Origin of the sequence: Corallococcus llansteffanensis (assembly GCF_003612055.1) — a bacterium.
Taxonomy (GTDB): Bacteria; Myxococcota; Myxococcia; order Myxococcales; family Myxococcaceae; genus Corallococcus; species Corallococcus llansteffanensis.
On the sequence record NZ_RAWB01000280.1, the window covers coordinates 1 to 12,989 of the forward strand.

The 12,989-nt window shown below is 70.8% G+C and carries 13 protein-coding genes; 4 read left to right on the forward strand and 9 right to left on the reverse strand.

Translation table 11 applies throughout. The features are described from left to right. Positions 1-190 precede the first annotated feature (190 nt). Positions 191-394, forward strand: coding sequence for a TIGR04563 family protein (locus tag D7V93_RS24415; protein WP_015350409.1), 204 nt, complete (start codon positions 191-193; stop codon positions 392-394). 8 nt (positions 395-402) lie between these two features. Beyond that, positions 403-684, forward strand: a complete 282-nt coding sequence (locus D7V93_RS24420; protein WP_120645696.1) for a TIGR04563 family protein — start codon at positions 403-405, stop codon at positions 682-684. 48 nt (positions 685-732) lie between these two features. Here D7V93_RS24420 and D7V93_RS24425 read toward each other — a convergent pair whose 3' ends face one another. Continuing rightward, the gene (locus D7V93_RS24425) at positions 733-1,563 is read right to left on the reverse strand and encodes a 5'-nucleotidase C-terminal domain-containing protein (protein ID WP_120645697.1); all 831 of its coding nucleotides are present in this window, start codon (positions 1,561-1,563) and stop codon (positions 733-735) included. Beyond that, a complete protein-coding gene (locus tag D7V93_RS24430) occupies positions 1,563-3,752 on the reverse strand; it encodes a TonB-dependent receptor plug domain-containing protein (RefSeq protein WP_372338346.1) in 2,190 nt (729 codons plus the stop codon). Before D7V93_RS24430 ends, D7V93_RS24425 begins: the two co-directional genes overlap by 1 nt. A gap of 1,246 nt (positions 3,753-4,998) precedes the next feature. On the opposite strand from D7V93_RS24430, the gene D7V93_RS24435 reads away from it, so the two are divergent. Both D7V93_RS24435 and D7V93_RS24440 read left to right on the forward strand, forming a co-directional pair. Further along, positions 4,999-6,558: a ChaN family lipoprotein gene (locus D7V93_RS24435; protein WP_120645706.1), complete on the forward strand. Its 1,560-nt coding sequence runs from the start codon at positions 4,999-5,001 to the stop codon at positions 6,556-6,558. An 81-nt stretch (positions 6,559-6,639) separates the two neighbouring features. Next, entirely contained in the window at positions 6,640-8,220 is a 1,581-nt protein-coding gene (locus tag D7V93_RS24440; RefSeq protein WP_120645699.1) for an acyl-CoA carboxylase subunit beta, read from the forward strand. A gap of 62 nt (positions 8,221-8,282) precedes the next feature. On the opposite strand, the gene D7V93_RS24445 is transcribed toward D7V93_RS24440, so the two are convergent. The 7 genes from D7V93_RS24445 to D7V93_RS24475 all read right to left on the reverse strand — a co-directional run. Then, positions 8,283-8,678, reverse strand: a complete 396-nt coding sequence (locus D7V93_RS24445) for a LysM peptidoglycan-binding domain-containing protein (RefSeq protein ID WP_120645700.1) — start codon at positions 8,676-8,678, stop codon at positions 8,283-8,285. A 145-nt stretch (positions 8,679-8,823) separates the two neighbouring features. Continuing rightward, complete coding sequence (locus D7V93_RS24450) at positions 8,824-9,765, reverse strand: hypothetical protein (RefSeq protein ID WP_147451302.1); 942 nt, start codon at positions 9,763-9,765, stop codon at positions 8,824-8,826. An 80-nt stretch (positions 9,766-9,845) separates the two neighbouring features. Then, positions 9,846-10,235, reverse strand: coding sequence for a hypothetical protein (locus D7V93_RS24455; RefSeq protein WP_120645702.1), 390 nt, complete (start codon positions 10,233-10,235; stop codon positions 9,846-9,848). A 127-nt stretch (positions 10,236-10,362) separates the two neighbouring features. Beyond that, positions 10,363-10,914 carry a hypothetical protein gene (locus tag D7V93_RS24460; protein WP_120645703.1) on the reverse strand — a complete coding sequence of 184 codons (552 nt, stop codon included), beginning with the start codon at positions 10,912-10,914 and terminating at the stop codon, positions 10,363-10,365. A gap of 90 nt (positions 10,915-11,004) precedes the next feature. Then, positions 11,005-11,799: a class I SAM-dependent methyltransferase gene (locus D7V93_RS24465; RefSeq protein ID WP_120645704.1), complete on the reverse strand. Its 795-nt coding sequence runs from the start codon at positions 11,797-11,799 to the stop codon at positions 11,005-11,007. Continuing rightward, positions 11,789-12,565 carry an SDR family NAD(P)-dependent oxidoreductase gene (locus D7V93_RS24470; protein ID WP_120645705.1) on the reverse strand — a complete coding sequence of 259 codons (777 nt, stop codon included), beginning with the start codon at positions 12,563-12,565 and terminating at the stop codon, positions 11,789-11,791. Before D7V93_RS24470 ends, D7V93_RS24465 begins: the two co-directional genes overlap by 11 nt. 160 nt (positions 12,566-12,725) lie before the next feature. Next, positions 12,726-12,989: TetR/AcrR family transcriptional regulator C-terminal domain-containing protein (locus D7V93_RS24475; protein WP_208723137.1), on the reverse strand; the 264-nt coding region annotated here is incomplete at its 5' end.

The window sequence follows — 12,989 nt, forward strand, 5'->3', positions numbered from 1 at the left end:
GCTGAACGCTCCGCTTCCGACAGTGCGAGGGCCCCCGTGTCCAGGGGCCCTCGCACTGTCGGAAGCGGAGCGTTCAGCGGACGAGCGCACGCACGAGTGCTCCGAAACCGTTGACCCTTCAGGGAGTCTGTCGGATAACCGCCCCGGTGTGTTCAGGTCGTCACCTCGAATCCGCCCCGGAGACCCAGGTATGGCAGGCACCGACAAGCGCAAGCAGTCGCTGTACTTCCCCGAGGAGATGCTGAAGGAGATCCAGGAAGAGGCGAACCGGCAGGACCGGTCCCTCTCGTGGGTGGTGCAGCAGGCCTGGAAGATCGCCCGCGAGCGCATCAAGTCATTCCCTGCCGTCAATGACGTCACTGGCGACGAGCGCCAGGACCCTCGCGAGGAGTAGACCCGGCAATGGCCACCACGGATCATCGCAAGCAGTCGCTCTACTTCCCCGAGGACATGCTGGAAGAGATTCAGCGCGAGGCGAACCGGCAGGACCGTTCGCTCTCGTGGATCGTCCAGCAGGCGTGGAAGGTGGCCCGCGCCGACATCCGCCGGATGCCCTCGGTGAACGACGTGCTTGGCCCCCTGCCTCCCCGGCAGGTGGCCGCCGTGGCTCCGCCTCCCGCCGCCGCTCCGGTGGCGGTGGCGGTCAGCACCCCGGCTCCTTCGGACGACCCCTCGAAGACGTAGGGGAAACGTCCCCCGCCCCGGCCCTGAGGGCCCCTTCCGTGCGCCTCTTCAGCGCGGAGCGGGTCTGGCGGGCCGGGCGCAGTTCTCGAAGACGATGCGCGGGGCCTCCTTCAGCGCCTGGACCGGGCTGGGGTACGTGTCCTTCATGTACGCCGCCGTGAGGTTGGCGTCCGTGCCTCCCAGCCTGCGCGCCTGCACGGGGTTGCGGTCCGGGTCCTGTCCCGCGGTGCCCAGGATGCTCCCGTAGCCGTCGCCCCCCTCCAGCACGAAGGTGGACATCGCCACGCGGTAGCGGATGGATGCGTCGTCGCGCGCGGGCAGCGACACCGTGCGGCCGCGCACGCGCAGCTCCTTCACGCGCTGGCCCACGGGGCGCGCGCAGTCCACGCGCAGGGTGGTGCCGTCGGACACCTGGAGGAACGCGCCCGAGGGCGACACGATGGCCTGCCCCTCCTGGGCGAGCGCCTCCACGGAGTGCTCGAACAGGGCGACGAGCTGCTTCTCGGTGAGGTCCACCGTCACGACGAGGTTCTCGAAGAGGATGACCTCGTGGAGCACGCCGTTGGAGAGCGGCCCGGTGCGCACGGACGTGCGGGTGACGCACAGCCCTTCGTCGCGCAGCGAGCCGCCGTTGATGATGCCCAGCTCGGTGGGCTTCGCCGCGCCGTCCTCGACGTGGAGGAACGCGTCCGCGGCCAGCTGCCCCAGCGCGTTGTTGTCGTGCCGGGTGAAGGTCTTGTCCAGGAAGACCTCCTCGCCCAGATAGCCGACGACGGCGTCGGGGTCGTCCACCAACGGGGCGCAGGAGTCGTTGTACGCGAGGCATCCGGGCAGCAGGGACAGCCCGGCGAGCGCGGCGGCGAGGAAGCGGCGGTCCATCAGTAGAAGGCCCTCAGGGTGAGGTAGCCGGACACGCCCTCGCGCGGCAGCAGCCCGGGGACGCGGTCCGGCCGGGGCACGTCGTCGCGCAGGTCGTGGTCGAAGAGGTTCTGCGCGTAGAGCGTCACCTCGAAGTGCTCCAGCAGGGGCTCGGAGCGCAGCTGCGCGGTGATGAGGCTGTAGGCGGGAATCTCATAGCGGCGGATGAGCTCCAGCGTGGAGCGGCTGTTGTTGCGGCGCTCGGCCCCGGAGCGCACCACCACGTCCAGGTTCACCCAGTCGCCCAGGGGCATGGACACGCCCGCGTTGAAGCGCGCCTGGGGCACGTCCGTGAGCAGGCGGGACTGGCCCGGCAGCTCCAGGTCCTGCGCGCGGGAGAGGCTGGCGTTGACCCACGCGGCGGCGCGCTTGGAGGCCTCCAGGCGGGCCTCCGCCTCCACGCCGTACACGCGCACGCCCAGCTCGCGGTTGCGCAGAGGGACGATGTTGCCGCTGGTGTCCACCGGGGTGATGGGCGAGGCGAAGTTCTGCAGGAAGGCGTTGCCGCGCACGCGCACGCGGGTGTCGCCCGCGGCCTGGACCAGGTCCGCGCCCAGCTCGAAGGTGTCCACGGTGGCGGGCTGCAGGAGCGGGTTTCCCTCGAAGCGGCCCTGGTTGTAGTCGGTGTCGGGGATGCGCTCGACGAGCTCCTGGGGCGTGGGCGGGCGGAAGGCCCGGCCATAGAGGGCCTTGAGCACGAGCGCGTCCGACGCGGCGATGACCAGCCCCACGCGCGGGTTGACGCGCACCACCGTCTTGCGGCCATCGAGCGTCCCCGCCGCGTCCACGTTGGGGAGCTGGATCGCGTCCACGCGCAGGCCGAAGGTGAGCGTCAGCGCGGAGAGCACCGTCCACTGGTCCTGCGCGGACACGCCCAGGATGAGCCTGCGGGAAGCGGCGCCGTCCGCGAGCTCCGTCAGGTCCACGAGCCCTTCGGGCGCCGCGGGGCTGGGGCGCAGGCGGCCGTCGAGCGTGTAGTTCGTCGTATACGCGTACTTCGACAGGGACTGCTGTTCGGCGATGAGGCCGAGGGTGAGGTGGTTCTCCTTCGCGAGCGCGAGGTCCGCGTCCACCGACGCGGACACCGTGCGAACGGTGACGCTCGTCTCTTCCTGGAGGCCGTCCGGGAAGCGCTGGTCGACGCCGGTGCCGGTGCGGAAGTCGCGGGGGGTGAGCTGGAAGCGGCGGTCGGTGGACTGCTGGTCGAACCCCAGCCGGGCGCGCACCTGCCCACCGTCGCTCAAGGGCCGGTCCCAGGTGAGGTCGGCGAGCAGCACGTCCCAGGACAGCTCCGAGTCCTCGCCCACGGTGTCGAACAGGCCCACCAGGGCATCGCGCTGCTCGGTGAGGTAGCGCGCGGAGACGCCCAGGCGCCCGGCGCTGTCCAGGCCGTAGGACAGTCCCGCGCCCGCGTTGACGAGGAAGCGGCCGTCGCGCGTGTGGCCCGCGGGGTCCTCCACGTTGCGCAGGCCCTGGTCCACGGCTTCGGCGTCGAGCGCGTCGTGGTCGATGACGAGCGAGTCACCGTCCTGGCTCCACAGGTCCAGGTCCGCGAACAGGCGCAGGTCGCCCGTGGAGTGCGCCGCGGACAGGTGCCCGTCGGTGGTGAGCGCGAGCCGGCCGTCGTCGCGGGGGATGCCGCCGGTGGTGACAGCGCCGCGCACGCCGTCGGCGTGGTTCGTGACGAGGTTGACCACGCCCAGGAAGGCGCCCGCGCCGTAGATGGCGGAGCCTGGCCCTCGGATGACCTCGATACGCTCCAGGTTCTCCACCGGCAGGTTCATCAGCGCCTTGCCGTCGAAGAAGTTGTTGAGGCGGTGACCGTCCAGGAGGAAGAGCACCTCCGCGTCGTTGCGAAGGCCCCGGATGGCGGTGCGGTGGAAGCCCTGCACGTCGCGGCTGACGGACACGCCCGGCACCACGTCCAGCACATCCGCCACCGTGCGGGCTCCGAGTGCGATCATCTGCGCCCGGTTGAAGGACGCGCCAATGGCCGGCACCGTGCGCACCGCTTCTTCCTGGAGCGTCGTGACCGCGAGCACGTCCTCCGCGCTGTAGAGCGCCAGGTCGTCGTCCATCGCGGTGGGGCCGCGGGAGGTCGAGGAGTCTCCCCGAGGGTCCGGTGGAACGTCCGCGTTGAGCGCGGCCATTGCGTCATCGGAGTCCGAAGGGCGCGCACTCCGCGAGTCCGTGCCGTCGGTCCGGGTACCACCGCGAGTATCCGTGCCGTGCGTGCGAGAGGAGGAAGGCGGAGCGGAGCCGTCCGTGCGCGCTGTCGCAGGTGGAGCAGAGCCGTCCGCACGGGTTGAAGCGCGGGACGCCCCCGGCGGAGCAGAGGAACCGTCCGTGCGGTTCGAGGCGCGAGCGTCCGTGCGAGACGACGCAGATGGAGCAGCGGAGCTGTCCGCGCGATTTGACGCTCGTGGCTCCGTGCTGTTCGTCTGGGCAGCACCTCGCGTGTCCGTGCCGCTTATGCGGCTTGAACCTCGCGCATCCGGACCCTCGGTGCGCGACGCGGCTCGCGGATCAGCGACATCCGGACGGCCCGATGCCCGCGAGTCGGAAGGCTCCGTGCGGGAGGTTCCTCGCGGCCCCGCTCCCTCGGTGGCGCGAGCATCCTGTGAGTCTCGTGACCCAGGCGCCCCTGTGTTCCCGGTCCGGGGATCCACGGTACTTCCCCGCGACGCGGGAGGCGGAGTCACGGGCCCCTGCGTTCCCGTCCGGGATGAACCCCGCGGATCGACGGGCGCGCCATGGGACGTGGACGCCTCGGAATCATCCTCGTCGTCCGAACCACTGGAGGGCGGCGTGAAGGCTTCGATGCTCGGAGCGGCCCGCGTGTCCTCGGACCGGGCCCCGGGCCTGGGCGCTCCCGCCGCGGCACGGGCCGGGGGTGCTTCCCGGGTAAGAGTCCCAACCGCGACACGCGCGGGACGGAGCGCGGACATGAACAGGGGCGTGCGCTCGCCATCCACCAGCACGGCTTCGACGTAGTACTCCACGCCGGGCGGCACCATGTGTTCAGCCGGGATGGCGGCGCGGTACAGGTCGCCGTACTGCCGCTCCATCGGGACCTGGACATACGGCTCACCGGGGCCGCGATAGCGGACGAAGACCTCCAGCACCTTGCCGCCGTCCACCAGCGTCGCATCCAACTGGAGCGCCTGTCGGACCTCCGCGCGTGGCGGCGCGGCGTGCAGCAATGCGGGCTCCTGCGCGTGGACGGGAGCCGCGAGGAACACCACGGCACAGAGGAGGAGTGTGCGAGGAAGAACGGGCCGCAAGATTGATGACGATCGTCCGTTGCAGGGCCATGCGAGTCAAGCAAGCCACCCCGGATCCCTCCCGCTGATTTTTTGCCGCCCCCGCGAGCGCATGCGACGTTGCCTCGACTTCATGCGCGCGTCGCTTGCCCTTCACCTCGCTCTCTTCCGCCGCCAACGCGCCCAGATCGCCCGGGTCGTGGAGGGCCGCACCGAAGCGTTCCGCGCCTATGAGGCGCGCTACCGTCGGCGCACGAGCACCTACCAGCGCGTCGTCCCCGTCACCCACGTGCACCAGCGCGTCGTGGCCTCGGACCTCGTCTACGTCGGCGACTACCACACGCTGCCCCTCGCCCAGCAGACGTACCTGGACCTCGCCGAGCGCGCCCTCGCCTCCGGGCGCCGCGTCGTGCTCGCGCTCGAGTGCGTGGAAGGCCGTCACCAGGCCGCCCTGGACGCGTACCTCGCGGGACGGCTGCCGGAGCGCACGCTCCTGTCCCGGCTGGGCCACGGCGCCGACACGGGCTTCGGTCCAGGTGCCGGCATCCGCGCCGTGCTCGGCTTCGCGAAGCGCCACAAGCTCACGGTGGCGGCCATCGACCGGCGGGCCCAGGGAGAGCGCTCGCTCGCCCTGCGCGACGCCTTCGCCGCCGAGCGCATCGCCCGGGTCGCCCGCGCGGACGACGTCCCCCTGGTGATGGTGCTCGTGGGTCAGTTCCACGCCGCCCCCTGTCACCTGCCCGCCCAGGTCGAACGCGCGCTGGGAGACACCCACCCGCGCCGCAGCCTCGTCGTCTACCAGAACGCCGAAGGGCTCTGGTGGCGCCTCGCCCGCGAAGGCCGCCTGGGCTCCGCCGAGGCCGTGGAGCTGGCGGATGGCGCGCTGTGCCTGATGAACGCGTCCCCCGTCCTCTGCCAGCAGAGCTTCCTGGACTACCTGGAGGCCGAAGGCGACGACGCCCCGCTCCTGGACCGCAGCGCCGCGGAGCGCTTCCGGGAGATGGCGGAGCTCATCGGCCGGCTCGCGGGCGTGCCGGTGGGCCGCGCGCTGGACTCGGTGGAGGTGACGACGGCGGCGGACGGCGACGTGCTCGCGCGCATCCGGCAGCGCGGCCGCTTCACGCAGGCGGAGCTGTCCCAGCTTCGCAAGCACATCCTCTCGCGCGAGAGCGGCTACATCCCCCGCGCGCGCACGGCCTACCTCGCGTCGCTGTCGCTCAACCACGCCGCCGAGGAGGCCGCCCACTTCGTGCGCCACTGCGCCGTGGGCGACGCCATGGATGCCCCGCGCGGCGCGTCCGAGGCCTTCTACGCACGCTGCCTGGAAGAGGCCCTGGGCTTCTTCGGCTCCAAGCTCGTCAACCCGCGGCGCACCTGCCCCACCGTCTCCGAGTGGGCGAAGCGCTTCGGCGAGTCCCGTGGCCTGGAGCGGCAGATCGCCGCCTTCGTGCTCGCCCACAAGGCCACGGAGACCGAAGGGCCCGACGAGGCCGTGAAGCTCTTGCCCCTGCGCCGCGACCGCCTCTTCCACGGCGTCAGCCATGCGCTCGGCTACCTGCTGGGCGACAGCCTCTACCGCGCCTTCGACGCGGGCCAGGTGGACGTCGCGGACATCCGCGCCCTCTTCCGCGACCCGCTCGCCGACCCCCGGGGCGCCTACCTCACCTGGGCCGCGCGGCTGCGCGGAGCCTGACCTTCTCCACTTCTCCCCTTCCTGCCGGGCCCCGCCCCTGGTTTGATTGATTCTAGAATCAATCCAGGGAGTGCCGCCGCCATGAAGATGACCGAACGCGTGGAGAAGCTCGCCGAGCAGCGCCAGCGCAACGAGGGCATGGGAGGCCCCGAGCGCATCGGGCGCCAGCACGCCAAAGGGAAGCTCACCGCGCGCGAGCGACTGAAGCTCCTCTTCGATGAAGGCACCTTCGAGGAGCTGGGCCTGCTCGCCGCGCACCAGGGCAACCTGCCAGAGGAGGAAGACGGCAAGCCATCCCCCGCCGACGGCGTCATCACCGGCACGGGGGAGATCGACGGCCGTCCGGTGGCCGCCGCGCTCTACGACTTCACCGTGTTCGGCGGCTCCATCGGGGAGATTGGTGAGCGCAAGGTGGCGCGGCTGCGCGACATCGCGCTGAAGAACCGCATCCCCATGGTGTGGCTGGTGGACTCGGCCGGCGCGCGGCTGGACGCGAGCTCCGGCATCGACCCGCGGCGCATCGCGAGCTTCGCGGACACGGGCTACCTCTTCCGCGAGCAGGTGGTGATGAGCGGCGTGATTCCGCAGGTCGCCGCGATGGTGGGCCCCGGCGCCGCCGGCACGGCCTACATCCCCGGCCTCGCGGACTTCCTCCCCATGGTGAAGGGCACCAGCTCGCTGGCCATCGGCGGGCCGTACCTCGTCGAGTCCACCGTGGGCGAGAAGGTCACGGAGGAGGAGCTGGGCGGCGCGAAGGTGCACAACGAGATCTCCGGCGTCGCGGACGCGGAGTACCCGGATGACGCCACCTGCCTCGCCGCCGTGCGCGAGTACCTGGGCTTCTTCCCGTCCCACTGCGAGGACAAGCCGCCGCGCCGTCCGTCCAGCGATCCGTTCGACCGCCGCGACGACGACCTGCTCAAGGTGGTGCCGGAGAGCCCTCGCCAGGCGTTCGACATGCACAAGGTCATCCTGTCGCTGGTGGATGACCGGAAGTTCTTCCCCATGAAGCCGCGCTGGGCGCGCAACCTCATCACGGGCCTGGCGCGCATCGACGGCTACCCGCTGGGCATCGTCGCGAACAACTCCATGTACCTGGGCGGCATCCTGGACGTGAACGCGGCGGACAAGGCGGCGCGGTTCATCAACCTGTGCGACGCCTTCAACATCCCCCTGCTCTTCCTGCAGGACGTGCCCGGCTTCATGGTGGGCACCAAGGTGGAGCAGCAGGGCATCATCCGCCACGGCGCGAAGATGATGTACGCGACCGCCAGCGCCACCGTGCCCAAGTTCACCGTCGTCGTGCGCAAGGGCTACGGCGCGGGCTACTACGTGATGAATGGCCGCGCCTTCGAACCCGACCTGCTTGTCGCGTGGCCGGGCGCGGAGATCGCCGTGATGGGCCCGGAGGGCATGGTGTCCATCGCTGCGCGCAAGGTGCTCCAGGGCGCGGAGAGCCCGGAGGTCGCCGCCGCGATGAAGAAGGAGCTGTCGGATGGGCTGCGCCAGCACATCCGCATCGAGCGCACCGCCGCGATGGCGATGGTGGACGACGTCGTGGATCCGCGCGACACCCGCCGGCTGCTCGCCCGCGCGCTCAAGCGCACCGCGAACAAGCGCGTGGAGCGCCCGTACCGCCGCCGGGAGATCTCCCCGGTGTGAAGCACCACCCACTGCCGACGGTCTCCAGAGGGAGCCACCGTCGGCAGAGGGCGTCCTTGGCGCTACGCCTTGTTGGCGATGGTCTTCGGCGGCAGCTTGAGCACCTGGCCCACCTTGATGTGGTCCGGGTCCTTGAGCTGATCCTTGTTGGCCTCGAAGATCTTCGGGTACAGCTTCATGTCGCCGTAGATGTCCTTGGCCAGCTTGCCCAGCGTGTCGCCCGACTTCACGGTGTAGACGCCGTAGGGCTCGGCGTGGGTCACGGTCAGGTTGACCATGATCTCGTCGTTCCACTTCGGGTGCTTCGCCTTGATCTGATCCCACATGCGATCGCGGTCGAAGGCATGGTCCACCGAGCCCTTGATGATGAGCTTGCCGCCCTCCTCACGGGTCTCGACCTTGGCGCCCACGTTCTTCGCCACGTCCAACACGTCCTGGTAGTCGTTCTGCAAGGCCATCGCGTCCTCCTGTCGGGTACACGGGGCCGCGCGATGCGCCGGGCGGCCCCGTGAGGCGGAGCACTGTAGGCACCGCGAGCCCACGTGCCACGGCTCCAGGACGACAGGGATGATCGTTGTTCAACAGTGCCGGGGTGGCAGCTGTTCAGAGCACCACGCCCGCTTCGTCCTCCTTCGCGGGCACCAGGGCTTCGGGGGGCGCGAAGGTGCCGTCCGGCCGCAGCTCGCGCAGGACCTCCTCGCGGCTCAGGCGCACCGCGCGGATGGTGCCGTCGGGCGACAGCGCGTAGATGCAGTCCTGATCCGACGCGCCCACGAACAGGCCGCCCAGCACGGGATAGAGCATCACCAGCGCGAGCTCCGTCTCCAGCGGCCCCGGGAACAGCACGTGTGCATGCGCGGAGAAGGCCGGACGCTCGCCGTCACCATCCGGCGCCACGGACACGGGGATGAGGCCCTGGTGCAGCGGCAGCTCCTGGAGCTTCTGGCGGCCGTCCTTGCTGAAGCGGAAGCGGAAGTCGCCGCCCAGCAGGTACAGGTTCGAGTCGTCGAAGCCCTGCAGCACGTACACGGTGATGCCGTCGTCCTCCTCCACCACCACGGGGTTGAGCTGCTTGCGCCCGTGCACCTGGAAGACGCGCTCGCAGGCGGTGCTCACGGCGCGCGCGACGGCCTCCATGCCCTCGGGCAGCGACGCCACCGGGAAGTCCTCCATCTCGCCGGAGAACTCGATGGGCGCGCGGTACGCGTAGGCCGGGACGAAGGTGTCCTCCGGGTTGAAGCGCCCGAAGACAGCGTACCAGGCGTTGCCGCGCGGCACGGTGAAGAACCAGTTCATCCGCGTGCGGTCCAGGTCCGGCCGCTCCAGGAGCAGGTCCGTGGCGCGGATGGCGCCCTGCTCCGAGGCGACGATGTAGCGGGCGCGGTTCTGCACGCGCACCAGCTCCGCGTCCGCAACCAGCGTCAGCGGCTTCTCCGCCACCTCCGGCACTCCGGCCGAGGCCTGCGCTCCCCCTTCCGTCACGCCCGAGTGCGCGCGGCAGCCAACGGTGAGGGCAACGACTGCGACGAGGAGACCGCGGACCATGGAGACTCCCGACGACAGGGGGCCCGGTCAGTCTGCGCCGGCCGGGACCCCTTCGTCACGTTCCCCCTCCACGGCGGACCTCAGGCGCCCTGCTGCGTGGGCGCCAGCGCGGCCTTGATCTTCTCCTTCAGCGCGCGGCGGCGCTCCTTGAACTGCGAGCGCTGGGCTTCATCCACCTGGCCGTTGCTGGCGGCGCGGGCGGCCTTCATCTCCTCGTGCAGCTGGCGGGCCTCGGCCTTGAAGCCGTCGGCCTGGGCCTGGGTGAGGCGCCCCTCCGTGACCTGCTTGTCCAGCCGGTGCTCCATGCGGCCGAACTTGTTTCCTCCGTGCCTGCCGTGGTGGCCGCCGCCGCGCTCGCACTGGCCGGCCTTGGGCGCGGAGTCGGGCGTCGGGGCCGTCTGGGCAAACACGGGCACGGCGAACAGCAGCGTGGCGACGGCGGTACCGCGAAGGACGGACTTCAGCGACATGGTGTGGACTCCAGGTTCGGGTCAGGAGCGCGAGGAGAGCAGCCGTGCAGGCCTGCTCCCGTCGCCCTCTGACACCTGAAACCCCGGAGCCCGCGGAAGGTTAAATCGCGGTCCGGACGGCTTTGGATTACTGGCAGTCCGCCATGTTGTAGGTGAAGTCCAGGCGCGGCGTGTGGCCCGGGTCCTGGTTGATGGCCGCGATGCTCAGCTCGGTGCGGGACACCGTCTGCGTGCTGCCGAGCACCATCTGCGTCAGCTGGTTGCGCGTGGTGGACAGCACCACCTTGCCCGTCGTGCCGTTCGGCTCGATGCGGAAGCAATTGAGGACGCGCGGATCCACCGTGGAGCGGTAGCAGCGGGTGTACTGCCCCAGCACCTCGCGCTTCAGGTACGTGCAGCGGCAGTCCCAGGGGTCATACGCCTCCGTCACCGTGGCCGCCTCGTAGCCCGTCGCCGTCTGGACGACCTCCAGGTACGAGCCGTCCTGCGGCTGCGTACAGCGCAGGAACGTGTCGCCCACCGCGCCCTGCTTCACCTCCGCGAGCTGGGGCTCCACGGCGACCTGCGCGCCCGCCTCGACGGCATTCAGCGGGTCGCGCGACGCCGCGCCTTCACAGCCCAGACCCAGAACGGAAACGCCCGCGAGCAACAGCGCCGAGAGATGCAGGGACAGCTTCATGGGTGACTCCTACAAAGGGGGGATGTCCGGTTGGACCCGGACCCCGCACCTGTAGGCTTTTTCGGCTCCCGAGCGCAACGCACTTCTGTGTCACGGACGCAGGGGTGGCTTCACCGCGCGCGTGGCCATGAACGTAGGCAGGAACGTGGAGAGCAGATCCTTCTCCGGGAACTTGTCCTCGAAGAGGTGGGTGAGCACGAAGCCCGCCTGCAACTGGCCGCCGAGCTGATCCTCCAGCGAGTGCCCCACGCACATGGGTTCGCCCTTGTCGGTGTAGCGGCGGCGCTCCTCGTCAGTGAGGCTGGTGAAGTCCGAGTACGGCATCGTGTATTTGAGCCGCAGCACGCCCTGCTCCTCCTGCGCGGGGTCGAAGAGGTAGCGCACCGGGTTGCAGATGCCCGCGAGGAGCGCGCCGCCCGGGCGCAGCACGCGGAAGGCCTCGCGCCACACCGGAAGGATCGCGTCCACGAAGCAGTTGGAGCACGGGTGGAAGATGAGGTCGAAGCTCCCATCGGCGAAGGCGGACAGGTCCTTCATGTCGCCCTCCACGAGCTTCAGCGTCAGGCCTTCGCGTTCGGCGACCTTGCGGTCCTGCCCGAGCTGCGCGGGGGAGTTGTCGAACACGGTGACGCGCGCGCCCGCCGCAGCGAGCACCGGGCACTGCTGACCGCCCGCGCTCGCGAGCCCCAGCACGTCCTTGCCGGCGAGGTCCCCGAACCACGCGCGGGGCACGGGCTTCGTCGGCGTGAGCACCACGCTCCAGTCGCCCCGGCGCGCGGCGGCGATGACCTCCGGGCCCACCGGGACGGTCCACATGTTGCCGCGGCCCACTTCGCCGTCCCATGCCTCGCGGTTGTACGCCCGCACGTCCACGTCAGCCTTCATGCAGCACCCTTCCTTCCATGCCCCCCGCCACGGTGACGACCTCGCCCGTCACATGTCCGGAGATGCGGTCCGACGCGAGCGTCACCACCACCCGCGCCACGTCTTCTGGCTGCCCCACCTTGCGCAGCGGCATCGTCCGCGTGACGCGGCCGACGAACTTCGGGTCGTCGAGCTTGTCGCGGTGGCGGTCCACCGCCGTCCAGCCCGGGCACACCACGTTGACGCGGCCCAGGGGCGCGATGCGGTGCAGCTCGTTCTTGAGGCTCTTGACGAAGCCGCTCGTGAGCGCGCCCTTCGCCACCGCGTAGTCGGTGTGGCCCGCTTCGCCGAAGAGGCCCGCCGTGGAGCTGATGATGACGATGTTGCCCGTGCCGGTCGTGGCCACGTGGCGCAGGAACGCGCGGCAGCTCAGGAACACGCTGTCCAGGTTCTCCGCCAGCGTGCGGCGCCAGCGCTCGAGCGACATCTGCCACACCGGCTCATCCGCCGCCGGCCACACGCCCGTGTTGCACACCAGCACGTCCAGCCGGCCCAGGTCCTTCACCGCCGCGGGCACCAGCGCGTCCACGTCCGCCTCCACCGTGAGGTCCGCGCGCACGGACGTGCCGCCCACCTCGCGCGCGAGCGCCGCCGCCTTCTCCTGGCTGCGGTGGTAGTGCACCGCCACCTTCGCGCCCTCGCCCGCGAACGCCCGCACCAGCGCCGAGCCGATGCCACCCGCGCCCCCCGTGACCAGCACACCCTTGCCCAGCAGTTCCGTATCCATCGCCGAGGACTCCTCGTGGCCTCCCGTCAGGCCGGGAGGAATGGGCGGCATGATGCCCGAGCCACCCCGCGCAGACAGCCGGGATGACGGGCGGGTCTCGGTGGGAACGCTGCGTGGGCCAGCGGGACGAAGGAGGCGCGCGGATCCTGACGGCGCGCCGCTACTTCGCGGGCAGCCGGGCGCGAATCCCCGCGACGAGCAGGTCCAGGCCGAAGGCGAAGCGGCGGTCGAAGTCGCGGTCGAGGATGGCCTCCACCGCGCCGGCAGCATGGGGGTAGCGGGCCCGGGCCAACTCGCGCAGGACCCCTGCCCGCTCCGCCGTCTCCTCGCCCTGCGCGGTGAAGCCCTGCTCCTCGATGGTGAAGCCCAGCACGTAGTCGAGCACGGTGAAGGCCGCCCAGCTCGCCTCCCGAGGCCCGAGCCC